Source organism: Nocardia sp. NPDC060255, assembly GCF_042727395.1.
GTDB lineage: Bacteria > Actinomycetota > Actinomycetes > Mycobacteriales > Mycobacteriaceae > Nocardia.
Map to the genome: position 1 here is coordinate 107,913 of NZ_JBHXAU010000002.1, position 24,962 is coordinate 132,874.

Here is a 24,962-nt window from a genome sequence, read left to right on the forward strand (position 1 = left end):
GGTCCGGTGCCCAAATAAACCAGGCTCCGACCCAACCAAACCCGGCTCAACGAGATCGCCTCGCCGAGCCGGTGACACCGAAGTCGTGCTGGATCAGCTGATCACGGAGTTCATGATGGTGCCCGCGCTGGTCGCGACCGCGCCGCCCGCCATCGCGCTGGCGATCATCTTCGGCGATTGCAAACCGCCGCCGTTCCACTTCTCCCAGGCGAATCGTCCGCCGCCGTAAGTAATGGCGGTGATACCGGACAGCTGGACCAACCAGGTGAAGTAGCGGCCCATTTGCATCAATTTGTCGGCCAGGGGTGGCGCTTCCGGTGTCGGATTGCCGACCTCCGCAAGAACGGTGTCGTGTAGCGCGGCGAGAATCATGCTCACGTTCGTGCTCCTTTTCGCAGGCTGAGGTGGGTCCGGACACGAGCAACCGCGGTGTGGTCGCCACTAACTCGGATATCGAAGAAATCGCGCCGCCGAAGAATTCGACGACACCACCGGCACGGCGGCGCTAGCTGTCGCTGCGGACTCGTACCATGTCGTCTCCTGCTTTCCGCTCGTCGCCGGAAAAACTCGTGACCTGGGCAATTCAACCCCATCAAGATCACGTATGCCCGCCGACACACCGGACAAACGACCCCATCGTCCGCCAGGGCGACCGACCGGTTTGTTGACGGGTCGGCGGTAATCACGGGGCGGCGCGGACAAAACTTCGCCGAAACCGGATGACCGCCCGAAAACCCTCCCCCATCCGGCTGAATCGCCGCGTGCCGAACGTTCGCTGGAATATCCTTGGCGAGCAAGATTCGCAGTAGCAGTCGCCAGCCGTGGGCGACTCGGCGGCACCGGATCCGACGCTCCGTAGCCGCCACAGAAGGGAATCATCATGCCGGACAGCCATTCTCCGACCACCGCCGCATTACCGACCAAGATCGATACCAGCATCGCGCACGAAGCGCGCGTTTACGATTATTGGCTAGGCGGCCGGGACAACTATCCGGCCGATCGCGCGCTCGGCGACGCCATCGCCACCTACATCCCCGCCATCCGCACCATGGCCCGCGCCAACCGCGCGTTCCTCGGCCGCGCGGTCGACTACCTGACCAGCGAGGCGGGCATCACCCAGTTCCTCGACATCGGCACCGGCATTCCCACCGCGGGCAACACGCACGAGGTGGCCCAGCGGCTCAATCCGGCGGCGCGCGTGGTCTATGTGGACAACGATCCGATCGTGCTCGCCCACGCCCGCGCCCTGATGTCGAGCAAGCCGCAGGGCAAGACCGCCTTCATTCACGCCGATCTGCACGACCCCGCGGGCATTCTGCACAACGAGACCCTCGCCGCCACCCTCGATCTCGACCAGCCGGTCGCCATCATGCTGGTTGCGATCATGATGTACTTCCGCGACGAGGACGATCCGCACGACATCATCAAGAATCTGCTCGACGTAGTGCCCTCAGGCAGCTATCTGGTGATCACCCACCCCACCGCCGACTTCGACGAGCACGCCATGTCCCGCGTGGTCGACTCCGCCGAGAACGCGGGCATCACCTTCTACCCCCGCAGTCGCGCCGAGACCGAGACCCTCTTCGCGGGCACCGACCTCGTCGACCCGGGCGTCGTCCCCGTGGTCACCTGGCACCCCGCCCCCGACGACGACCCGGCCGACCCCGAGTCCGCCTGGTACTGGGCAGGCATCGGCCGCAAACCCTGACCGATGCCCGCCGCCCGGAAGTGACGGCGGGTCCGAAAACCGTTGCTAGTCGGCGACTTTCACGACGGCCTTGCCGAAGTTGCGGCCCTCGAGCAGGCCGATGAAGGCTTCCGGAGCGTTGTCGAGGCCCTCGGTGATGTCTTCGAGGTAGCGCACCCGCCCGTCAGCGACCCATTCCGACATGTCGCGCAGGAAGTCCGGGAAGAGTTCGGCGACGAACTCGGACTGGATGAAGCCGCGGATGGTGAGGCTCTTGATGAGGATGCGGCCGTAGAAGGCGGGGAGCTGGTCGGGGCCTTCGGGGACGTCGGCCGCGTTGTAGTTGGCGATGAGACCGCACACGGGAACACGGGCGTACAGGTTGAGCAGCGGGTACACCGCTTCGGCGACGGCACCGGCGACGTTTTCGAAGTAGACGTCGATGCCGTCGGGCACCGCGGCCTTCAGCTGCTCGGCGAAGTCGGGCGCGCGGTGATCGAGCGCGACGTCGAAGCCGAATTCGTCGAGCAGGGCCGCGCACTTCTTCGGTCCGCCCGCGATGCCGACCGCGCGGGCACCCTTGATCTTGGCGATCTGCCCGACCGCCGAGCCGACCGGGCCGGTGGCGGCGGCGACCACGACGGTCTCGCCCGCCTTCGGCTGACCGATCTTCAGCAGGCCGGAGTACGCGGTGAACCCGGGCATACCGAGGACACCGAGTGCGGTCGACACCGGAACCTTGTCGGGATCGAGCTTGCGCAAGCTCGACGCGGGCGCGACGTCATGCGACTGCCAGCCCGAATAGGACAGCACCACATCACCTTTCGCGAAACCGGCGTCGCGGGAATCGACCACCTCGGCGACCGTGGCACCGACCATCACCGCGCCGACCTCGACCGGCTTCGCATACGACTTCGCCGCACTCATCCGCCCACGCATGTACGGATCAAGGGACAGATACAACGTCCGCAGCTGCACCTGCCCCTCTTCCAAGGGCGGCAACTCGGCCGTTTCGGTACGGAAGTTCGCCGACGTCGGCGCACCTTCCGGGCGGGCAGCAAGCACGATTCTCGTCGACTCGACCATGGATCCGAGCTTAGCCCCGAAGATCATCCGCGACCGGCGGCCTGCCCGGTCGAGCCGACCTCGCGGGCCCACAGCCACTCGGTGAGGTGGGCGACCGCCCGGTCCCGGTGCCGCCGATAGGTGTTGAAGGACAGGTGCAGCGTTTGCGCGACGCGTTCCTGAGTCGTAGTCGGATGCAGGAACGTGCGGTCCACCAGCTCGCTCAGATCGGGCCGCAACATACTCGCGCCCGTGGTCAGCAGGTCTCGGAGGGTGTCGACGGCGGGCAGGCCGCCTTCCTGCTGCCGGACGACCCGCGAGCGCACCAGCGGGTTGTCCCGTATCCGCTCCGGCGTGTGCAGATCACGCAGCGCATCCCGGACGGCGCGCGCGAACTCGGGCTCGGCGAGCACCGCGTTGCCGCTGCCGGGTTCGGCCGGCTGGTTCGGCGCGCCGGCTTGCCGGGCGTGCACGAAACGCAGCCACTCCGTGACATTCGTGCGGCGCCAGTCGTGCGCGAAGACGGGAAACCGCTTGTCGCCGACCGCATATTCGGCTTCCGGTGCGGGCTGGAAACCGAGGTCCGCCATGGTGTGGCCCCACCGGGCCGCGTCGGCGTACGCGCCGACCAACGTCCACGCCGCGTTGTCGCCGCGGCTCAGGATGTCGAGGGTTTGGCAGGCCGCGAACAGGGTCACCGACGGCGACGCGAACTGACCGTGCTCGCGGTCGAGGAAGAACCGCCAGGCCCGGACCCGCTCGCCGGGTCGGGGCGCACCGTTGTCGTGCGCGTAGCGCCACATCGCAGCTGCCCCCGGATCCGCGTCGAGCTCGGCCTCGGTCAACTCCAGGCACCCGGCATAGCCGCGCGGCTCGCCCGCCAGCGCACGGAACACCCAGAACGCCTCGGGTTGCCGCGCAAGCCAATACGCCGCCAAGGCGGCTTGCTGTTCACCCTGCCAGGCCGAGGTCATCGCGATGATCGGATCCCGGTCCCCGTCGCGCAGCCGGTCGGCGTACGCCTGCAGCGTCGGCGGCGGCGTGGTGCACGTTTCGATCTTCGAGCGAGCACCGGCCAAGACGATCGAGTCGACGATCAGCTGGACCTGTTCCCGCTCGTCCGCCGACGCGCGGATCCGGCCGCGCATCGCGGCCGAAATCCGTTCCCGCAGTTCGGCATAGCGGACGGGGGCACGCCAGCGCGAGTCCGCGTCGAGGGCGTCGCGGGCGATGTCGTGCGGATACAACCCGCGCGGCCCCTCATCGATGAACGGCAACGTGCGCAGCCAGGCGAACAACTCACCGGCGTCCGCGCCGATCACCTCGTGCAGCAGTTCTTCGGTGGTCACGGGTGCGTGCGCGCAGATCTCCAGCGCCGCACGGTGGCGTGCGCTCGGCGCCGCGTCGATCGTCTGCGTCAGCAGCGTGCTGACCACGTCGGGTAGATCGGCGAGTGTGCGCGGAACCGCGCCCCGGCCTACCGCGTCGACCAACATCGACAGAGTCAGTGGGTGGCCATGACTGATGGTCAGCAGCCGGTCGTGCCACTCGGGTGGGACCTGCTGAGCCGTCAGATACTGTCGACCGTCGCCGGGCGACAGGTTGTCCAGCGCGACAACGCGCATCAGATCTCGCCAGGCCGGGTCCGCCCGCCATTCCAGCCGGGGTGCCTGACGCCCGGCGATCACCACGAGCACGTCAGCGGGTAGCGAAGGCAGATATTCCTCGCGTACCCAGTCGTCGCTGTCGTCCAGCAGTTCATAAGTGTCGATCAGCAGAATCGGCCGACCGCCGGGCAGCGCGGGCATCGTGTCCGGCGCGAGCCGCAGATGCCGAGCGTCGATTCGGACCACCGGCCGTCCGGCGGCGCCCGCGACCTCCGCGAACACCTCGAGCAGCGCGCTCTTGCCGACACCGCCCACGCCGTGCACGAAGATCAGGCCCGGTTCGGCCAGCGCGGCTCGAAACAGCGACACCTCGTCCGCGCGGCCGACGAACGAACGCCTGCGCAGCACCCGCAGCCGCTCACCCAGCACCGTCACGAAACCACGTTAACTCACCGTCGCCTCAGGCTCACCCCGGCTGATCTGCCCGACGAATTGGGCAGTAGATGGGCAGCCGGTGGTCTGTCGAAGGGCGATCGGCCGATCGATGCTCGGAGGCGTGAACGACAGTGCAGGGCCGCTCGATGACCTCGTCCCGCGCGAGGCGGGCAGCCCGGTGTTCCGGGCGGTGGTGTACATGCGGGACCAGTTGGCGCGACCGGTGCCCCTCGCGGAGCTGGCCGGTGTCGCGCGATACAGTCCGTACCACTTCCTGCGAATGTTCAAGCGCGCCACCGGTTATACGCCGCACCGCTATCTCACCCTGCTGCGCATCGCCGAGGTCGAACGACTGCTGGAACATGGCGTCACGGTCACCCAGGCGGCGCAGCGGTGCGGGTTTTCCAGCACGGCACACCTGTCCGCGGTCTTCCTCCGCGAGACCGGTGTGCGCCCGTCCCGTTGGTCGCCGACCAACGACCGGCCTAGCGAATACGCGCCTGGCGGAACGCGTTTCGCAGCTCGCTGACCAGCACGCCGGGTTGTTCCCAGCCCGCGTAGTGCCCGCCGTACGGCATCTCGTTCCAGCTGATCAGATTGTGGTAGCGGCGTTCGGCCCAGCGCTTGGCGACCGGGAACGGTTCGCCGGGGAACAGCGTGCAGGCGGTGGGCACGGTCACTGCCTGCGCGTTCTGCTGCTCCGCGCTGCGCGGCGTCCACCGCAGCGCCTCCCAGTACCAGCGGGCGGCGGAGGCACCAGTGCCGGTAAACCAGTACAGCGCAATGTCATCCACCTGCTGCGCCACGCTGACACCACCACCTGACTCGGACCGCGTGTCCGAAAACGCGACCAGCGCCTCGCTCAGCCACGCGGCGAGCCCGGCGGGCAAGTCGAGCAGGGAATAGCCGAGCGTCTGCGGGAGCATGCCCTGGACGATCACATGGGTCGGCCCGGTCATCATGAACCGGTCCCGTTTGGCGATCATGGCCTGCTCCGCCTCGCCGGCCGTCGCCACGTCCTCGGGGAGCGGCGAGGCGATCGGCATCGTCAGATGCAGTGCGGCAACCCGTTCGGGTGCCAGGCGAGCCAACTCGGTACTGACGAACGCACCCCAGTCGCCGCCGTGCGCGCCGAAGCGTTCGTACCCGAGCCGGGTCATCAGCTCTGCCCATGCCTGTGCGGTACGGCCGGGGTTCCAGCCGACCGCCGCGGGCCGCTCGCTGAATCCGAAACCGGGCAGCGCGGGTACGACCACGTCGAAGGCGTCCGCGGCGGAACCGCCGTGCGCGACCGGGTCGGTCAGCGGCCCGATGATGCTCTCGAACTCCAGCACCGAGCCGGGCCAGCCGTGCGTCAGCACCAGCGGAAAGGCATCTGGCGCAAAATTGCGCAGCATGCCGCGGCCGAACGCGGTGCGCGGGATGTGCCGTTGCCAGAACTAGCCCGTGACCAGCGACAACTAACGGTGATTGCGGCGCGCCCGATAGGCCGGGTGTCGGATGCCACGACAGTAGCTCTTGCGCGTCGAACGAAAGGATCGTGCAATACCGCCGCTGCGAGCTTGCTCACTCCGGCACCCGCTGACCTCGCTGCCGATCGGCATTGGCCGCACCCTGATAGGGCTCCGCTCTGTCTCGTATACGACCACCTGCATAGGGAGTTTCTCTTGGCACGCCTACGTCGCACCCGCGTCGCACTGACGATGACCACCGCCGCCATGGCGGTTCTGCTGACCGCGGGCACCGCGGCCGGACGGCCGATCGGACCGTTCGATGTGGGCGGGGCGATCGAGGTCGAATACGACCAGGCCGGCGGGGGCGGCGTCTTCGGCGATCCGGTGAATCCGGAATCGGATGCGGGTCGCGGCGGGAAGTACCAGGCCTTCGAGCGCAATGCCTCCATCTACTGGCATCCGGCCACCGGAGCCCACCAGGTCGGCGGCGCGATCCGCGACAAATGGGGCAACCTCGGCTTCGAGAACGGACTGCTCGGCTACCCCGTGACGCGGGAGGAGTCGACCCCGTCGAAACCGGGTCGCTACAACCACTTCCAGGGCGGCTCGATCTACTGGTCGCTCGGCACCGCCGCGCATCAGATCGGTGGCGCGATCCGCGACAAGTGGGGCTCCTACGGTTGGGAGAACAGCCCCCTCGGCTTCCCGATCACCGACGAGGCCACCGCCAAGAACAACGGCCGCTACAACCTCTTCGACGACGGCGCCATCTACTGGTCCGGCGCCACCGGCGCGCACGTCATCTGGGGCGCGATCCGCACCACCTGGGAAGCCAGGGCGGGCGTCAACGGCGGCTACGGCTACCCGACCAGTGACGAGTACGACTACCAGAGCGGCAAAGCCCAGGATTTCCAAGGCGGCCGCATCACCTGGAAGCCCTGACCCGCCTCGGCACCCCTTCATCCGACCGGGCCGAGCGCGCGATGGTCGAGCCTGCATGCCATCATCGCCTACCAACGCTCCGCCCTGTCTCGTCACCGAGTAACGCCTGACTGAGGAGTTCTATTGGTCCGCCTTCGTACCCACCGCTCGTCCACCGGCGCGACGCTGGCCACCGTCGCGCTGGCGCTGCTGCTGACCGCGGGCACCGCGCAAGCCCGCCCGATCGGCCCGTTCGAGGTCGGCGGCGCGATCGAGGCCGAATACGACGCGGCGGGCGGTGGCGGCGTCCTCGGCGACCCGACCTCCCCCGAGTCCGACGCCGCCAACGGCGGCAAGTTCCAGACCTTCGACCGCAACGCCGCGATCTACTGGCATCCCGACACCGGTGCGCACGAGGTCGGTGGCCCGATCCTGGACAAGTGGCGCGGGCTCGGCGCGGAGACCGGCGGGCTGCGCTACCCCGTGACCAGCGAACAGTCGACCCCGTCGAAACCCGGTCGCTTCAACCATTTCCAGGGCGGCTCGATCTACTGGTCCGTCGGCACCGCGGCCCACCAGGTCAGCGGCGTCATCCGCGACAAGTGGTACGCCCTCGGCGCGGAGAACAGCCCCCTCGGCTTCCCGGTCACCGACGAGGCGCCCGCCAAGAACAACGGCCGCTACAACCTCTTCAACGACGGCACGATCTACTGGTCCAAAGCCACTGGCGCGCATGCCGTCTGGGGCTCGATCCGCACCAGCTGGGAAGCAAGGGCCGGTGCCGACGGCATCTACGGGTACCCGACCAGCGACGAGTACGACTACGAAACCGGCAAAGCCCAGGACTTCCAGGGTGGCCGAATCACCTGGAAGCCCTGAGGAATCCGATGTTCCGAACGGCCCGCACCGTTATCCGGTGCGGGCCGTTCGGACACCTCACGACCACCAGGTGCGAACGAGGTCGCCGTCCTCGGTTCGGACGAGCAGCTCCAGTTGACGTTGGACTCGATGGACCAGGATCGGCGTGTGCGGTCCGGCCTTGAATCCCTGCTCGCCCTGGACAACTGGGGTCCATGGAGACCAGGCTCCGGATTTGGTCCAAGTGGCGGTGTAGACGGTGCCGCTTGCGACCGCGACTGCGTCCAGCCGATCCGGATATGGTGTCGCGCACGCGATTCCGGCACCGCCCGGCACCGGAGCACCGCCCGGCAAGCCAAGCGACATCCACTGTGGCGGGTTCGTTCCGTCGAAGGTTCCGTCCCACACTTGGCCATCCGTCGCGGTGGCCAGCACGCGCGTCGGTGAACCGGGATCGACGGCGAAAGTTCGCAACGATTGCCCGTCGGTGACTTTTGTCCACGGCGTTATCTGCGGAAAGGTCGTCGAACGGATGATCGTTTTGGCCCACAGCGCTCCGTCGGTGCTGAGCACGAGCAGCCGGTCCTGGGCCATCAGGATGTCGCCGTCCTTGCGGAGGGTGAATCCTTCGACCGGGATCTTTATCAATACTCGGTACTCATCGGAAAGCGGCGAACCGAAGTAGGGCTCAGCGTGCCAATCGAATCGGAGGTACAGGTGTCCGTCGGCACCCGGCATCACCAGTTCGACACCATCGACCGCGGCAGACGAGGGTCCCGCGTAGAGGGTTCCCGGCGCGGCGAGCGGCACCGCTGTGCCGAAGTACTTCGGCTCCTCCTTGATCCACGGACCCCACGTCCCCGCGTTGTCCACGACGGAGCTGAGAAACAGCCTGCCTTCGTCGAGTACTGCCGCGACGAGCTGGCCGGGGAGGCGGGAGACGCCGCGCACCGAGCAGGTCGGCGTAAACACCGGCCCGCCTTGCTGGTTCGCGATCTCGGCCCAGCGCGGTGCTGCCGCGAGGCAGGCGTCGAGATGCCGGTGCCGCAGTGGCCGGTTCGGCGTCGCGACGAACAGGTCGCAGTGGTCGTAGTACTGGCGGTCGACCGACGGGCGGTCCGCTTGGGTCAGGATCCCGTCGATTCGGCTGTCCGGCACCGCTTCCCACGGCCGCCACCTGTCGGTGTGCACCGCGAACGGCAGCGGACCGGTGTTGCGCACGTCCTCGTCGAAATCGGACGAGTCGAACGTCAGCGTGCAGTCGCGCAGCGAATGATCGCCCATCAGTGCCTGCATCGTGAAACCCATGTTCCAGTCGGCCTCGTCGTCACCGTCGCTGAAGGCCCGGTGGCCCACGTCGATGGTCATGTCCGGCGCGGCCCGAACGGGCCCGGAGTCGAAGAAGATCCACTCGGTGTCGTGGGTGGTGTCGTCGTCGACCGGTCCGACGGCGATGATCTGCTCCTTGGTCACCTCGGTGCACCCGATCCGGACGGTCGCGACGCCGAGGGTCTTCTCGTCCATGTCCTCGTCCTTGGTGCGGACGAAGATCACCAGGCCGAGCACCTGATCCGGGTCGGCAACCGAAACGTCCTCGGTGCGTACCGGTTTGCGGAAATCGTGCACGTTGTGCAGCAGGGACTTGCCACGATATTCGAGCACATAGGACCGCTGGCCCCACTCGACCCGGCCGCCGCGCACGAAGGGATTCTCGAACCGCGGATAGTGGTCGGTCTGCAAAGGCGCGTTGCCGTAATGGAATTCGCCGCCGTCCCCGTATTTCAGCACCAGCGCCTGGCTTCCGCCCTCCGGGGTCGGCATGTGATAGGTGCACTCCATGTCGCCGGTATCGTCGAGATGCACCCGCGCGCTGCTGACCCGCTGCTTGAACCGCTCGAAGTCGCCGAACTCGGCCTTGCTGCCGACCTGAATGATCCAGATGTTCTTGCCGTCGTGCTGCCAGTCGCGGTCGGCGAAGTAGTCCTTCGGCAGCGGCTCGGCCCAGATCCGTTGCAGGTCCCGCAGCTGGCGCTGCAGAGCCGCGCGTTTGTCGTTGTCCTTCTCGTCCTCGATCTGCCCTTTCAACGCCTCGATCGGCTTCTTACCCACCGCGTCGACGGCCTTGTTGTAGACGTCGACCTCGTCTTCCTGGCGGCTCAGCCAGGTGGGGTGCTGATTGGAGAACACCCCGATGTAGGACTCGCGCCGGTCCGCGGCCACGTCGCCGGGTTCGGTGTGGGTGTACTTGCCGAACACCCAGAAACCCTTGGGGCCGTAGTGGAATACGTCGAAGGCCTCGAACAGCGACGAGTTGGCGTCGTCGTAGGCCGAGCAGCGCAGCTCGTCGACCTGATCGAAACCGCTCTTGGGGAAGAACACGTGCGAGCCCGCGTCGGCGAGATCGTCCTGGATGTCGTGGAAGTCGTAGGCGATGATCGCCGCTGGCCCGTACTGGGCGACCATCGGCAATGCGTAATACCCGGTCCACCAGTGCAATCCGTCGACGCCGTCCTTGCTCGACGCGAACGGATTGACCGCGCCGGCCAGCTCGTTGGCGATGATGCCGCCCACGCCGCCCAGCGCGGCAAGCGACGGTTTGAGGGTGCTGAGTCCGAGTACCGTGTCGCCGAATACGCCGCCGACCGCGCCGAGGGCCGCGCCCGCGAGACCACCGGCGAGTGCACCACCCAACCCGGCGACCACCGGCGAGATATCCAGGTTCACCAGCCCGGACGTGGTGAAGACGTTGAGTGTGCCGTTCACCGTGGCCTGGTTGACGTTGGACTGGAAGTTCAGCTGGCCGGCCCGGAAGTTCTGGATGCTGGACAGCATGATGTCCGGATGGCGGTAGGTGAGGATATTGGCGCGCGTCCTGGTGGAGCCCTCCAGGAAGACCGACAGATCGTCGGCGATGTCCTCGGCATTCGACGTGTTGAAGATGGCGCCGAGCACCACGCCCGCGATGGCGCCGTAGACACCGCCGATCAGTCCGCCGATCGCGCCGAAGAACCCGCCGCTCTTGACCTTCGGCAGGATCGAGCCGACGATGTCGGCGAGCTGTGCGAAAATGCCGCTCTTGGCGAGGCCGAACTTGTTCACCGCGTCGAGCGCGCCGTTCACCACCTGCTTGTTCAGGAAAGCCGATGCGCCCCACCAGAAGACGACGCTGTCGTCGCCCGCGGTGTATTTCCCGTTGTGCGCGCCTTCGATCTCCTCGTTCGCCTCCCGGATGAAGCGTGAATACTTCTCCAGCTTCGGCGCGTAACCCTCACGGTAGGAATCGATCTCGTCGCGCTGCTCGGAAAACTCGATGCCGAATCTGTGCGCCTCGTCGAAGGTGATCGAGACCCGGGACCGGTCGATGAAGGCAGTGTCCGGCGGCCGCGCCGCGATCTCGAGCAGCACCTCCGGCACCTGATACGTCGAGGTGGCCAGTGCCGCACCGATTTCGGAGTCGCTGTCGTTGAACAGGCCGCGGGTGCCGAACAGGATCTCGACGGCATCGCCGAACGCGTTGTCCATGCCGCTGGCGTGCGAATTGAATTGGGCGCGCCCGCCCGGCGCGCCCATCGCGCCCTTGTGCGAGAACCGCGCGATATCGAACAGCAGTAGGTCGGCGACCATCGTCGCCTTGTCGCGGACCTCGTCGTCGAGGGCGAAGTCGACCAGGTTCAGCACCGACCACAGGTGCTCGCGGTAGTACCCGGAGGAGTTGAATTCGGTCCAGCCCATCAATATCCGGTGATTGAGCCAGCGCAGGACGCGCGCTTTGCCACGTGCCCTGCGCTCCTTGCCGGTCAGGATGCCGTCCTTGCTCCCGCCGAGAAAGAAACTGCCCGGCTGGAATTCGTCGTCCGGCCACAGCTGTCCGGCCAGATATTCGGAGGAGGCGAACATGATGTAGTGGTTTTCCGACCAGTACTCCATTTCGTTCTCGGCGTCATAGCCGAGGTCGGTGCGGATCTTCTGAAAGGTGGTGTTCTGTGTCGCGCGCAGTGGCTCGTCGAGCCAGAACTTGTAGTGGTGGATGGCCTTTCGCACCGCCTCCTGTGCGATCGGCGAGAAGGTGACGGCCGCGCTGCCCGGTACGGCGGCGCTCTCTTCCAGGATGATGCGGAGCTTCTGCTGTGCGGCGAGTAGCCGGGCAGTTACGGCCGCGTCACCGGTGATGCCATCCGCCGCAGCGCGATTGGCGAAGAACTCGTCGAAGGTCGCGGTATCGAGCGTGGGCCGCTGCCGCCAGCGCAGCTTGTCCGCGCCGGCCACCTTCGCCGGAATGGCGCCGAACAGGTACAGCGTCCTGATGAGATGACACAGGCCCATGTCGGAGTTTTCCTTGTTGGCGTACACCTCTTTCACCGGGTGGTCCATTACCCGCAGCCAGTACTTCGTCATCTCCGAGTGCGGAAACTTCTCCACATCGTCGATCGGGAATCCCGCCGTCCCGATCCGAATGCCGAACCGGTACTGCGGTTTGGGCACGCGCTTGTCATCCAGGATTTCGACCGTCGACAAGAACTGCGCCTGCACCCTGGCCGCCGCGTCGCCGGTCGTGGTCAGTCGCAGCGCCTCGTTGATCGCCCCGCGATAGTCACGCCTGCCGGAGTCGTTGTCCGCGAACGTGAATCGCTGATCGACGGCCCCGCCCAGCACGATCCGCAGTTCCGCCTCGAAATCCGCGAGGAACTTCTCCAGGTCCTCGAGCCACAGCACCGACGGATTGCGCGGACCGAACACCGGGGTGCCCGCGGGCGGCTTGGGCTGGCGATGCGCCGGGTGATACAGCTCCGGAATGAGCCACGGCTTGTCCCTGGCGACGATGGCCCGGCTGATCGCCCGTCCGCTGTTGTCGGTCTCGAAGTCGTCACCGTCGAAGGGCGCCTCGTTCTTCAACGGGTCGAACAGCTGACCCGGCACCCAGTTCTTCGGCACCGGATTCGCCGTCGCCCGCTTGCGCCGATACAGATACAGTGGCGACTTCTCGAACGCCGAGCCGAACCGCTCCTGCTCGAAATCCTTGGCCAGCTCCGCGATTCGCTCGCGCAGAAACCTCGGATCGCGGAACTCGAGCCAGTCGCCGAGCCGGCCGATATACGCGCCCGCGAACGCGTTGCGCCGGGTGTGCTCGTCCGCATCCCACACCGCCTGGTGGCTGTCCAGATACACCCGGCGGGTCGTGCTCTGCCGACCGCGGGGGGAACCGGGCAGGCCGACGGGCACCGGCGACGGCGTGCTGAACAGTTCCAGCAGCTGGATCTCGTCCAGGTCCTTCGTCTCACCGACGATGTCGTGGAAGGTCTGCAGGTTGAACCCGCGCAGCTGGGTCTCGAAGAACCAGCTGCGCCGCTTCGCCAATTCGGCACGCAGATCGGTGTTTTCGTCAGGCATGACCGGTCCCCCCGCCTCAGTTACCGTCGGCCGCAGGCAACGCGGCCGGTGCCGGGCTCTCGACCGCGGTCAGCGCCGAGGAGGCAAAGGTCGGCAGCTGCGCGTCGTCGCGCAGCATGACCAGCGTCGTCGGCAGGCGCACCTCCCACTCGTCGACGATCACCTCTTCGGCCGCAGTCGCGTTGCGCGCCTTGATTTCCGCGATGATCGAGACGTACCGGTCGCTGAACATGTCCGGGATCTCCTCGCCCATCCACACGTCGCCGGTCTCGTGGAAGTGGGCGAGCGCGGCCTCGAAACCGGGCCGCACCGGAAGCACGACGCGCGCGGCACCGGCCTTGAGGAACGCCTCGAACTGCGGGTCGATGTCCTGGATCAGCACCAGCTCGCCCCACTTGTTCTGCCTGCCCCAGAAATACGGGTAGAACAGGTACATCAGGTGTTCCCATTCGAAGGCGCGCTCGAAGAACGCCACCACCGCGCCCCACTGCTTGATATAGCGCGGGTTGCCGGGGAACTGCTGCGGATCGCTGGGCGCCGGGTAACCCACCTGGTCGAAGTGCTCGCTCATCAACAGGTGGATGAACGCCTTCTTCAGCTCCTCGCGCTCGGTCGTCGAATCGTGCGAGAACGCGGTGGCCAGGCTCATCTGGGTGCGCAATGCGGTCTGGTAGCGGCCGAGCTGATCCAGGAATTCGGTCCGCTGGCGTTCATAGCCCGCGACGATCTTGGCGTGCGTATCCAGCTGCCACTTCGCCAGCGCCGCGTCGGTGCGGCGGCAGGTGATCCCGACGGTGTAGTTGAATTGCAGCGTCTTCGCGAATGTCCGCATGGTGACCGGTATTTCGCCGGTCTCCCCGTTCAGCCTGAACGACAGGTTGAGCGCGGCGTTCTTGATGAACTTGATGAACGTCGATTCCCCGATGAAGAATTCGAACTCCCGCTCCTCCGGGTCGTCGGGCAGGGCGAAGCTGCGATTCGTGCGCTGCACGTAGCCGCTGATCGCCGCGTACCCGTCCGGTATCGCGATCTTGAAGGCGTTGAAATACTGGCTGTAGTACGGGCTGCTGCTGGTGCTGCCGTAGTTGCCCTCCATCGCCTTGCCCGCCTCGCCCTTCTCGACGGTGGCGAGCGTCTTGACGAGTTCCTCGGGCGGCGGCGTCACGGCGCCGGTGACGCCGTACAGGGCGGCCCAGAACGTGTAGTTCGACGCATCGAGTTGCTCCGGCGTTACGGTCGGCTTGACCGGCCGGACCAGGTTGAAGTTCTCCTCCTGCGCGCCCTTTTTCAGCGAGTCGATCAGGAAGGACGCGGGCTCGGGGACGACAACGTCATACAGCAGCCGCTTGCCGTAGTTGACGACGCGGGTCTTGTACTTCTTGTCGACCCACTGGTAGATGCCGCGAATCGCCCTGAGCCCGTTGCCGTTGTCGAGCTGGTGCACCGTCTCCTCGGAGTACACCTTCTTTTCCCGTTGCGTCCGTTCCTGTTTCACCGATTGGGTGAGCTTGTTGACGGCGCGGTCGGTGACGCTGCGGGCATAGTTGGTCTTGCTGTTCTCGACCAGCCTGCCGTAGTTGCTCGTCGAGGTCTGGTCCTGGGTGGCGGAGCTCTGCTCGCCCGCCTCCTTGGACGCCTCGCTGGCGAGTTCGTTGCGCTCGGTGGTCTGGGTGTCGCGCTCGCTGCTCTGCGCCGACTCGGTCGACTCGGTGACGATCAGCTCGGAGGTCTCCTCGCGCCTGGTCGTCTTCTTCAGCAGCTCGCCGGGCAGCACGTTCTCGATGTGCGAGACGTCGGCGGGCACGTAGCCGATGAGCTCCTGCCGGACCACCTGCAGATCACCGACGCCGACCGGGCGGGTGATCGCGTGGCTGAAATCGGGCACCGGCGGGTCGGTTTCGGCGAGCTCGGCGACCGTCGGCTGGACCGCGAACAGATTGGTGCCGAGGCGATAGATGTGCGCGGGTCGCGGCAGCCGGCTCGGCTCGACATCCTGCGCCAATGCCAGTCGCCTGCGCTTGACCACGCCGAGGATGTCCTGCAGGGAAGCGGCCGTGATGTCCGGCAACTCGGACTGAAGGTGTTCGCGGACAACAGAATCCATTGCCGCCAGCGTCTGCGGGGCGAGCCCGACCACGCTGGGCACGCCGGTCGCGTGCTCCTGCTCGTTTCGCTCCGGTGTGGCCGAGTGGACGGCGAGCTGGTCCGGGCGCGCGGACATCAGGAGCTGGTAGGCCTGTTGGAAGGCCGCCTCCTCGGTGGTCAGCGCGGCGAGGCGGAGCGCGGCGGCATCCGGTTCGGGCTGCACAGCCGCGAGCTGCGGATCGCCGCCGGGGCGGGCGAAGAACTCCTCGGGGATGCGCACCGGACGGTCCAGCAGGGTGTGGATGCGGTCGATCGTCAGCGGATCGGTGCGCCCGGCCGCGAAATCGGCGACGAACGCGATCACCTGGCGCATCGAGGTGATCGATGGCGCGTCCACCCGGTCGAATCGGGTGGTGATCTTCACGGCGACCAGGACGTCACCGGACACCGCCAATTCGTCCTTGAATGGTTGCGACGCAACGAGATCGGCGGCCTCGACCCCGAACACGTCCTTGATCGCCTTGTTCACCTTGGCGGGCAGCGGTGTCGGCGGTGGTGTCGTCGTGAACGACGTCGCCGTCAGCGCAAGCAGTTTCGCGCGCAGGTCGGCATACTTCGACAACCGCGCGAGCCCACTGTCGGTCAACGTGCCTGTAGGCGTGCCGGTCACCCCGTCGAGGTATTTCTCCGCCTCCGCCCTGACCAGGGCGTACGGCCCGGACATCAACTCGCGCAAGCGTTTCTGAAACGCGGATTGCGACGTCAGATCGATCGCGTTCCCACTGTCGGATACCACGAACGCCTGCTGAATAAAACGAAACATCTCGATCATGAGATCTCCCTCGATTTCGGCTACCGAAACTCCCCCGAGCTCTGCCGCCGGACGAGAGGACCCGACTCTCGCCTCGATCGACAGGGCCATCGTGCTCGGCTCCGCGCAGCACCGGAAGGAATCGGTCAGCTCAGCGAACCTCGGGAAGTCGAGATCCACCCTCCAACAAACTAGTTGCCAAGCAACTAGTGTTCTGGCTACTATTATTGCACTAGGCCAGCAGATCGGGAGAACGAAATGAACAAGGCGACAACAGCATTGGTGATCGGCGGCGGTGTTGCCGGGTCGGTGATCGCGCTGGCACTGCGCAAGGCGGGCATCGACGCCACCATCTACGAGCGCTATCTCGCCGCCGCAGATGGCGTCGGCGCGGGCCTGAGCCTCGCTCCCAACGGGCAGCAGGCGTTGCGGGCCATCGGCGCCGACGGTGCCATCGACTCGCTCGGGCTCGACGTCCCCGGATCCATCTTCGGCGACGCCAACGGCACCATCTTCAGCGAGTTCGCCGGCTTCCCGGAACTGCCCGCCACCAAGGTCATGGCGCGCGCCGACCTTTTCCGCGCGCTGGCCGACCACGCCGCCGCCAGCGGAGTGCGCTTCGAATACGGCAAAAGGCTTGTCTCTGTTGCCGACACCGCGGACGCGGTGATCGCGACGTTCGACGACGGCAGCACCGCGACCGCCGACATCCTGATCGGCGCCGACGGCATCCGGTCCACGGTGCGCACGCTGCTCGACGCGACCGCGCCGGGACCCGAGTACGGCGGTGTCCTGAGCTTCGGCGGCATCGCCCGGGGCAGCGGCTTCGAGACGAAGGACGGAATGATGTACTTCGCCTTCGGCCGCACCTTCCTCGGCTACTACAGCGTCCCCTCAGGCGCTGACGTCGGTGTCGGCCGCAGCGGGCCCGACGCGCCGACGAGCACCGGCACCGACGTCGTCTGGTTCGCCAGCCTGCCGCGCACCGAACCTTTGACCACAGCCGAAACCCTCGAAACCACCAACGCCGAATGGCTGGCTCGGCTGAGCGAGCTGTACACCGGCCACGTACCGGGCGAAACCCTGCTCGCGCACACCGCACCCGAAGACCTGACCGTCGTCGGCCCGATGGAACTCATGCCGTCCGTGCCGACCTGGCATCGCGGGCGCATCGTGCTGGTCGGCGATGCCGCACACGCCCCGTCGTCCAGTTCCGGACAGGGCGCGTCGCTCGCCATCGAAAGCGCCGTCGAACTCGCTCGCTGCCTGCGTGATCTCCCTGTCGCCGAGGCATTTTCAGCCTATGAACGGCTGCGGCGCCCACGCGTCGAGGCGATCGCCGACGGCGCGCGCGGCACGAACAAGGCCAAAGCCGAAGGCAAGCCGAGCGGACCGCCGGTCATGCCCGCCCCGGAAGACATGTTCCGCCACACCCACTGCCATACCATCGACTGGGATCAGCCCGTCACCGCGGACCCGAGCGAATAGCGTCTTCCCCGAAAGCCGAGTCGCCACACGGTGACTCGGCTTCGGCACGACTCAAGCGGGCTGATCGATTTCGCTGGGGAACTCTGGGCGGCCGTCGTTGGCGGGGAGGGTGGGATAGGCGGCGCGGAGGCGCTCGTGCGCCGCCGGGGTTGCGTCGAGGTGATCCAGACCGAGTAGGGCGGCACCGAGAACCGGTGGGGCGATGACGATTCGGGGCTCGGCGAGGGGTGCCGCAGTGGCCAGCCGGTTCTTCACGTTGTCGATCAGTAGGGGCTGGCGGGCCGCTAAGACGCCGCCGCCGAGGATGACCGGGGTGGGTTGGTCGAGTAGGTCCAGCTTGCGCAGGACGACGAAGGCGAGGCGGGTGATCTCGTCGGCTTGCCGGTCGATCAGACGCAGGGCGGTCGGGTCGCCTGACTCCGCGGTGGTGAACAGGACTCGGACCAGTTCGTGTAGGCGGTGCTCGGCCAGTTGACCTAGGTGGATCGCCTCGGCTACCGCGTTGGCTCCGGCCAGCCCGAAGTAGTCACCGATGGCGGCGGATAGCGCGGTCGGCTCCCCTCGGCCGTCTTCGGCGCGCGAGGCGTGCCACATGGCCTCGGCCGCCATGCCCCCACCGCCGCCCCAGTCACCGGTCAAGACACCGAGGGCGGGGAACCGCGCGGTGCGACCGTCCGGTAGCAGCCCGACACAGTTGATCCCCGCACCGCAGACCACCGCGACACCGCGCGGGCCGTCGGTCCCGGCACGGAGCAAACCAAAGGTGTCGTTGACTACTCCTACGGTCAAACCCCAAGGCCGCGCCGCGATGGCGGCATGGATCCGCTGTTCCTCGATGGGCAGATCGACATTGGCCATACACGCACTGACCCGGGTGGTGAGCACCCCGCCGCGGGTGAGCCCCGCCTGCCGGGCGACCGCCTCGACGAGCGGACTGAGCCCCTCGATCGCCTTGCGCGCGCCGGTCTTGTGCGGCTGGTAACCGGCGCCTCGCGCGGCGCCGAGGATGGATCCGTCGCGCGCGACCAGGGCAACATCGGTCTTGCTGTTGCCCGCATCGATGGCCAGGACGCCCGGAACCTGTTCATTCTGTGGGAGTTTCATCAGACGCTTCCCCCGCCAACAGTTAACGGTGTTTGTCGACATGATCACGCCCAATCCAGGTAGGCGCGGTTGTGGGCGAGCAGCCGGTCGGTCAGCTGCTCGGCCAGTTCGTGCTGACCGACCAGTGGGTGTGCCAGTAGTGCGTCGAGGACCGGGCCGCGGCCACCGGCGAGCGCGGCGCGCAATGCGAGCTGCTCGTAGGCGGTGGTGTGCGCGATCAGGCCCGCGTAGAGCGGCTCGATCGGTCGTTGCGGTAGCGGGCGCACCCCGTCGGCATCGACCTGCGCCGGCACTTCGATCACGGCGTCGTCGGGCAGGAACGGCAGGGTGCCGTCGTTGCGGGTGTTGACCACTTGAATACTGGCGCCGGTGCCGAGCAGTGCGGCGAGCAGATGCACCGCGGCCTCGGAATAGAAAGCGCCACCGCGTGTTCCGAGCAGTTCGGGCTTGGTGTCCAGGGCCGGGTCGGCGTACAGGTCGAGCAGCTGCCGCTCGATGGCCGCGACCTCGGCTGCGCGTGAGCCCTTGATAGCGAGCTCCTGCACCACCGTGTCGTGCTGGTAGAAGTAGCGCAGGTAGTACGACGGGACGACGCCGAGCCGCTGGATCAGCGAAAGTGGTAGCCGCACATCGGCGGCGATCTCCTCACCGAAGTCGGCGAGGAGCTTGGGTAACGCCTCGTGCCCGGTGCCGGCGCCCGGATAGTCGAGCACGGTGACCCCACGCTCCCAGGTGAGGTGATTGAGGCCGACATGGTCGAGCCGGATCAATTCCGGGTCGACGCCCAAGTGCGCGGCGAACTTTCGCTGGAACCCGATGGCGACGTTGCACAGGCCGACCGCCTTGTGCCCGGCGGATTGCAGTGCACGGGTGACGATGCCGACCGGATTGGTGAAATCGATGATCCAGGCGGCCGGGTTGGCTCGGCGCACCTGCTCGGCGATGTCGAGCACCACCGGAACGGTGCGCAACGCCTTCGCGAGACCACCCGCGCCGGTCGTTTCCTGTCCGACACAACCACATTCGAGTGGCCACGTCTCGTCCTCGTTCCGCGCGGCCTGACCACCGATCCGCAACTGGAGCAGCACCGCGTCGACGCCGTCCACCCCGTCCGCGACCGAGGCGGCCGTGCTGACCCGCGCCCCGTGTCCCTGTTTCGCGAAGATCCGGCGAGCCAACCCCGCGATCAGCTCCAGCCGGTCCGCTGCCGGGTCGATCAGTACCACTTCATCGATCGCCAAAGTTGCACGGAGACGGGCGAATCCGTCGATCAACTCCGGCGTATACGTGGATCCACCACCGACTATGGCTATTTTGAGTGCGCGCATCAGCCCTTGACCCCTGTCAGTGTCACGCCTTCGATGAAGGCTTTCTGTGCGAAGAAGAACAGGATGATCACCGGCGCCATCACCAGCAGGGTGGCGGCCATGGTGAGATTCCAGTTGGTGTGGTGGGCGCTCTTGAACGACTCCAACCCGTAGCTGAGCGTCCAGGCGCCCGGATTCTCGCTGGCATAGATCTGCGGCCCGAAATAGTCGTTCCAGCAATAGAAGAACTGGAACAGCGCGACCGCCGCGATGGCGGGCTTGGCCATCGGCAGCACGATCCGCAGCAGGATGCGCAGTTCGCCGCAGCCGTCGATGCGGGCCGCCTCGAGATAGTCGTTCGGGATGGTCAGCAGGAACTGCCGGAGCAGGAAAATGGAGAAGGCGTCGCCGAAGGCCAGCGGAATGATCAACGGCCACAGCGAGCCGGTCAGATGAAACTGCTTGGCCCAGATCAGATACATCGGGATGACGGTCACCTGCGGCGGCAGCATCATCATCGAAACGACGGCCATCAGCGCCAGATTGCGGCCGCGGAAGCGGAACTTGGCCAGCGCGTAGGCGACCGGGATGCTGGACAGCAGCGTCAGCGCGGTACCGGCCACCGCGTACACCAGGGTGTTACGCCACCAGGTGAGGAATCCTGGTGTATCCCACACCTTTACGTAGTTGCCCCAGTGCCACTCGGTGGGCCAGAGGTCAGAGGTGAGCGCCTGCCGATCCGACATCACCGAGGTGAAGAACAGGAACACGAACGGCATCAGGAACAGCAGCGCGGCCGCGATGGCGAGCGCGTGCACGGCAACCCAATTCAGCAGGTTCTTCCGGCGCGCGCCCTTCGCCGCCACGGTGGGCACCGTGACCGGCACCGGACGCAGGGTAGTCATGGTCATCGCTCAGTCCTCCTGCAGGAAGCCGGATTTGCGCCGCAGCAGCAGTGCGGTGAACGCCATCGAGATGGCGAACAGGATCACGGCGACCACACACGCGGACCCGATATCGAAGCGCTGGAAGCCGAGGTTGTAGACCATCTGCGGCAGCGTCCAGGTGGAACCGTGCGGATAGCCCGGCTCGAACGCCTCCCCCGAGCTGCCCGCCTTCCCGCTGGCGACCTTCCCGGCGACGATCGCCTGGGTGTAGTACTGCATCGTCTGGATCACGCCGGTCACCACGGCGAACAGCACGATGGGCATGATGTTCGGCAGCGTGACGTAGCGGAAGCGCTGCCAGGAGCCCGCGCCGTCCAGCTCGGCCGCCTCGTACTGCTCCCTCGACACGTCCAGCAGGGCGGCCGTGAAGATGACCATGAGATCGCCGACGCCCCACAGCGCCAGCATGGTCAGCGCGGGCTTCGACCAGTTCGGATCGGTGAACCAACCCGGTTGCGGCAGACCGAGATTGCCGAGCAGATGGTTGACCGGGCCGGTCCCCGGATTCAACAGGAACGCGAAAGCGATGGTGGCCGCGACCGGCGGCGCGAGGAACGGCAGATAGAACACCGTCCGGAAGAAGCCGACGCCGGTCTTGATCTTGGTGACCAGCAGCCCGATGCCGAGCCCGAACACCACCCGCAGCGACACCATCACCAGCACCAACCACAGGGTGTTGCCCAGGCCCGGCCAGAAGAACGGGTACTTGTCGAGCACGTAGTCCCAGTTCTTCAGCCCGGAGAAGGTCGGCGCCGCGAACCCGTCGTACTTCATGAAGGAGAAGTAGAGGGTGGACAGCAGCGGGTAGGCGAAGAAGAACCCGAACCCGATCAGCCACGGTGCGAGGAACGCCAAGGTACGCAGTGCTTCTCGGCGGCGCTTGCGTTTGAGTGCCGCGGGGACGGTGGTGCTCGCCAGTAGTGCCATCGCTACATCACTTCGCCTGGACGATCGCCTCGTCGATTTCCCTCGCGGTCGCGGCCAGGCCCGCCGCGAGGTCGATCTTGCCCGCCTCGTAGTCGTAGCCGAAGTTGCGCAGCGAAAGCTGGTACGCGCCACCGTTGATGCTCGACGGTGTGGTGGCGGAGTTCGGGTTCCTCGCGATGTCGAGGAAGGTCTTGAAGTTCGGATCGGCCGTCAGCTTCGGCGAAGTCAAGGCCTCCGTGGTGCTCGGCACATTGTGGATGGCGTTGGCGAAGCTGACCACCGCGTCGGTGTTCGTGGTCAGGTACTTCACCAATTCCCAAGCCGCGGTTTGCTTCTGACTGGAACTGGCGACGCCGATGATGGTGCCGGTCTGGTAGCCGCGGCCGTAGGTGGCGGCCTGATCGTCCGGCACCGGGAAGGGCGCGGTGGCCCAGTCGAAGCTCACCGGGTCCTCGGTGAGCGAGGCGGTGCGCCACTCGCCGTCCAGGGCCATGGCCACCTGTCCGGTATGGAACGGATTCTTGGCGCTGAACTCCTCGCCGAAGGTCGTCCGGTACTTCTCCAGCTTGTCGTACCCGCCGAGCTTGCCGATCAGGTTCTTCTGCCACGCGAACATCGCGGCGACCCTGGGATCGGTGCCGATGTTCGACTTGCCGTCCGCGCCGAAGTAGTCGGCGCCGTACTGGGCCAGGTAGCGCGTGGCGGCGGTCTCGTACCCGTGATAGTTCGGCAGGAAGCCGAGCTGTTTGAAGCCGTCCCCCTCGGCGATGGTCAGCTTGACCGCCGCCGCCTCGAACTCGCTGAATGTCTTTGGCGGAGCGGTAATCCCGGCTGCCGCGAACGCGGTCTTGTTGTAATACAAGCCGTAAGCGTCGCCGAGCAACGGCAGCGAACACTGGTTTCCCTGGAACTGGCTGTACTCGAGCATCCCGGCCGGGAACGTCTTGGCGGGGTCGATGCCGTCCTTCTTCAGGAAGGGCGTCAGGTCGGCCCACACTTCCGCGGCGCAGAACTTGCCGACATTGTCGGTGGTGAACGAGGACACCACATCCGGGGCGTCGCGGCCACCGCCGCGCAAGGCCTGTTCGAGCTTGTCGTCGGCGATGTTGGCGACCGGCTTCACGTGGATGTTCGGGTGCAGCTGCTCGAACGCGGCGATGTTGTCGTTGATCGCCTTGACCTCGCTGTCCTGACTCCAGCCGTGCCAGAACGTGATGGTGACGTCTTTGCCTTGGGCGGAGCCGTCGTCGCCACCGCTGGAGCTCTGCCCCGTGCAGGCGGTGACGACGAGCGCGGCGGTCGCGCATGCGGTGAGGGCGGCGAGAGTGCGGCGGGTGGTTCTGCGCATGTGCGGGTCCTCCTGGGTACTGCTGGGTGTGCGATGGATCAATGAGTCGAGAACACGGTGTCCCTCGTGGTGGCCAAGGCGCGTTCCAGCGCACCGTGCAGCACCGGCGAGCCCGGCAGGGTGCTCGAGCGCACCTCGGGTCGCGGGAAGGTGAGTTCGGTGAGCGCGTCCTCGACGAGTGCGCGCAGCCGCTCGCCACCGGCCGTCGGCACGTCACCGGCGAGGATCAGCAGCTCCGGGTCGACCACCGAGACAATCGAGGCCAGCCCGAGGGCCAGGCGGGCGGCGAACTCGGCCAGAAAGACGTCGCCCGCGCCCGGCGTCTCCAGCGCGGCGGCCACCACCCGGGCCGCGGTCGGCGCGGACAGTCCGTGCTGCTTGGCCAGCGCCAAAACCGCTGGCGCCCCGGCCAATTGCTGGAAACCACCAGAATTCTTGCGGCGCACATCGTGTACGATCGGCGCGCCGGGCAGCGGCATGTAGCCGACTTCGCCTGCGCCGCTGTGGAACCCGCGATGCAACCGGCCCCCGATCACGATGGCCGCGCCGACACCTACGCCGGTCCAGAGCAGCACGAAGTCCTCGCAGCCCTGCGCCGCGCCGTGCGCCTGCTCGGCGATGGCGGCCAGGTTGACGTCGTTCTCGATCGACACCGAGCAGCCGATGGCCGACTCCAGTTCGTCGACCAGCCGCGGCGAGTGCCAGCCGGGCAGGTGCGTGGCGTACCGCAGCTTGCCGGTAGCCGGGTCGAGCGCGCCGCCGATGCCGATGACCACCTCGCAGCAGACACCGTTGGCGAGCCCGGCCAGCTCGACCGCCTCGCCGACCGCGTCCCCCACCCTGGCGGTGGTCTCGGCGGCAGGCCAGCCCTTGGTGGAGACCTCGTGCTCGGCCAGGACGCGGCCGGTGATGTCGGCGACGGCGATCCGAATCCGGCCTGCGGTGACATCGAGTCCGGCCACGTATCCGGCGGCCGGATTGACTTGGTACAGCTGGGCATTCGGGCCGGGCCCGCCCGCCATGGTGCCGACCGGGACGACCAGCCCGGCCGCCTCCAAGCGGGAGAGCAGCTGGGAGGCCGTCGGCTTGGAAAGGCCGGTGAGTGTGCCGATCTGGGTTCGGGACAGCGGGCCGTTGGCGAGCAGCAGTTCCAGCGCGGCACGATCGTTGATGGCGCGCAGCAGGCTCGGTGTGCCCGCGAGGGTCTGTCGCGTGGTCAACGGGACGCCCCTCTCCCCACCCCGCGTCGGGTGAACTATTAGGAAAGTTTCCAATTACTTTGAGGAGGGACTGTATGTCCGGTTTGACAGCCTGTCAATCGCTGTCCGCATAGCGGATACCCAAACGTCATGCGGCACAACGGTGCGGTTGATCTCAACTATTGTCGAGGACCTACCGGCGTCGCCGACCGAACCGAATCGAAGGCTCTGCCCGGCAGATTCACGAAGTGGCTATTGGCACAACGGATCTCGATGCGGTGGCAGACATCTGTCGGACCGCGCTACGGCTTCCGGGCGCGGTCGAGTCCGA

The 24,962-nt window shown here is 66.7% G+C and carries 17 protein-coding genes; 5 read left to right on the plus strand and 12 right to left on the minus strand.

All coding sequences use genetic code 11. The features are described from left to right. Nucleotides 1-93 precede the first annotated feature (93 nt). A complete protein-coding gene (locus tag ACFWF1_RS06360) occupies nucleotides 94-372 on the minus strand; it encodes a hypothetical protein (protein WP_379286282.1) in 279 nt (92 codons plus the stop codon). Nucleotides 373-880: 508 nt separating this feature from the next. On the opposite strand from ACFWF1_RS06360, the gene ACFWF1_RS06365 reads away from it, so the two are divergent. Continuing rightward, nucleotides 881-1,708, plus strand: coding sequence for an SAM-dependent methyltransferase (locus ACFWF1_RS06365; protein WP_379285919.1), 828 nt, complete (start codon nucleotides 881-883; stop codon nucleotides 1,706-1,708). Nucleotides 1,709-1,753: 45 nt separating this feature from the next. Here ACFWF1_RS06365 and ACFWF1_RS06370 read toward each other — a convergent pair whose 3' ends face one another. Then, nucleotides 1,754-2,773 carry an NADP-dependent oxidoreductase gene (locus ACFWF1_RS06370; protein ID WP_379285921.1) on the minus strand — a complete coding sequence of 340 codons (1,020 nt, stop codon included), beginning with the start codon at nucleotides 2,771-2,773 and terminating at the stop codon, nucleotides 1,754-1,756. A 23-nt stretch (nucleotides 2,774-2,796) separates the two neighbouring features. After that, nucleotides 2,797-4,794 (minus strand): ATP-binding protein, encoded by a 1,998-nt coding sequence (locus ACFWF1_RS06375; protein ID WP_379285922.1) that lies wholly within the window; start codon nucleotides 4,792-4,794, stop codon nucleotides 2,797-2,799. Between the two features lie 121 nt (nucleotides 4,795-4,915). Here ACFWF1_RS06375 and ACFWF1_RS06380 point away from each other — a divergent pair, with 121 nt between their 5' ends. Further along, nucleotides 4,916-5,323 (plus strand): helix-turn-helix domain-containing protein, encoded by a 408-nt coding sequence (locus tag ACFWF1_RS06380; protein ID WP_379285923.1) that lies wholly within the window; start codon nucleotides 4,916-4,918, stop codon nucleotides 5,321-5,323. Here the strand turns inward: ACFWF1_RS06380 and ACFWF1_RS06385 are convergent. Beyond that, nucleotides 5,280-6,191 (minus strand): alpha/beta fold hydrolase, encoded by a 912-nt coding sequence (locus ACFWF1_RS06385; RefSeq protein ID WP_379285925.1) that lies wholly within the window; start codon nucleotides 6,189-6,191, stop codon nucleotides 5,280-5,282. The two genes, ACFWF1_RS06380 and ACFWF1_RS06385, sit on opposite strands and share 44 nt — an antisense overlap. A 270-nt stretch (nucleotides 6,192-6,461) precedes the next feature. Between ACFWF1_RS06385 and ACFWF1_RS06390 the strand changes: the two genes are divergently transcribed. Continuing rightward, nucleotides 6,462-7,190: an LGFP repeat-containing protein gene (locus ACFWF1_RS06390; RefSeq protein ID WP_379285926.1), complete on the plus strand. Its 729-nt coding sequence runs from the start codon at nucleotides 6,462-6,464 to the stop codon at nucleotides 7,188-7,190. Between the two features lie 123 nt (nucleotides 7,191-7,313). Continuing rightward, entirely contained in the window at nucleotides 7,314-8,048 is a 735-nt protein-coding gene (locus ACFWF1_RS06395) for an LGFP repeat-containing protein (RefSeq protein ID WP_379285928.1), read from the plus strand. A gap of 57 nt (nucleotides 8,049-8,105) precedes the next feature. On the opposite strand, the gene ACFWF1_RS06400 is transcribed toward ACFWF1_RS06395, so the two are convergent. Together ACFWF1_RS06400 and ACFWF1_RS06405 are read right to left on the minus strand one after the other, a co-directional pair. Further along, nucleotides 8,106-13,415 (minus strand): hypothetical protein, encoded by a 5,310-nt coding sequence (locus tag ACFWF1_RS06400; RefSeq protein ID WP_379285930.1) that lies wholly within the window; start codon nucleotides 13,413-13,415, stop codon nucleotides 8,106-8,108. Between the two features lie 16 nt (nucleotides 13,416-13,431). Next, entirely contained in the window at nucleotides 13,432-16,332 is a 2,901-nt protein-coding gene (locus tag ACFWF1_RS06405; RefSeq protein ID WP_379285932.1) for a hypothetical protein, read from the minus strand. A 237-nt stretch (nucleotides 16,333-16,569) separates the two neighbouring features. Here ACFWF1_RS06405 and ACFWF1_RS06410 point away from each other — a divergent pair, with 237 nt between their 5' ends. After that, complete coding sequence (locus tag ACFWF1_RS06410; protein ID WP_379285934.1) at nucleotides 16,570-17,799, plus strand: FAD-dependent oxidoreductase; 1,230 nt, start codon at nucleotides 16,570-16,572, stop codon at nucleotides 17,797-17,799. Nucleotides 17,800-17,850: 51 nt separating this feature from the next. Here the strand turns inward: ACFWF1_RS06410 and ACFWF1_RS06415 are convergent, their stop codons facing one another. Genes ACFWF1_RS06415 through ACFWF1_RS06440 form a run of 6 tightly spaced genes read right to left on the minus strand, consistent with a single transcriptional unit; the run spans nucleotide 17,851 to nucleotide 24,652 of the window. After that, nucleotides 17,851-18,903: an N-acetylglucosamine kinase gene (locus ACFWF1_RS06415; RefSeq protein ID WP_379285935.1), complete on the minus strand. Its 1,053-nt coding sequence runs from the start codon at nucleotides 18,901-18,903 to the stop codon at nucleotides 17,851-17,853. Between the two features lie 44 nt (nucleotides 18,904-18,947). Further along, a complete protein-coding gene (locus ACFWF1_RS06420; protein WP_379285936.1) occupies nucleotides 18,948-20,231 on the minus strand; it encodes a 6-phospho-beta-glucosidase in 1,284 nt (427 codons plus the stop codon). Next, complete coding sequence (locus ACFWF1_RS06425; protein ID WP_379285937.1) at nucleotides 20,231-21,121, minus strand: carbohydrate ABC transporter permease; 891 nt, start codon at nucleotides 21,119-21,121, stop codon at nucleotides 20,231-20,233. Before ACFWF1_RS06425 ends, ACFWF1_RS06420 begins: the two co-directional genes overlap by 1 nt. Nucleotides 21,122-21,124: 3 nt before the next feature. Beyond that, entirely contained in the window at nucleotides 21,125-22,084 is a 960-nt protein-coding gene (locus ACFWF1_RS06430; RefSeq protein ID WP_379285938.1) for a carbohydrate ABC transporter permease, read from the minus strand. Between the two features lie 7 nt (nucleotides 22,085-22,091). Continuing rightward, nucleotides 22,092-23,432, minus strand: coding sequence for an extracellular solute-binding protein (locus ACFWF1_RS06435; protein WP_379285939.1), 1,341 nt, complete (start codon nucleotides 23,430-23,432; stop codon nucleotides 22,092-22,094). Between the two features lie 38 nt (nucleotides 23,433-23,470). Then, nucleotides 23,471-24,652: an ROK family transcriptional regulator gene (locus tag ACFWF1_RS06440; RefSeq protein ID WP_379285940.1), complete on the minus strand. Its 1,182-nt coding sequence runs from the start codon at nucleotides 24,650-24,652 to the stop codon at nucleotides 23,471-23,473. Nucleotides 24,653-24,962: the final 310 nt, after the last annotated feature.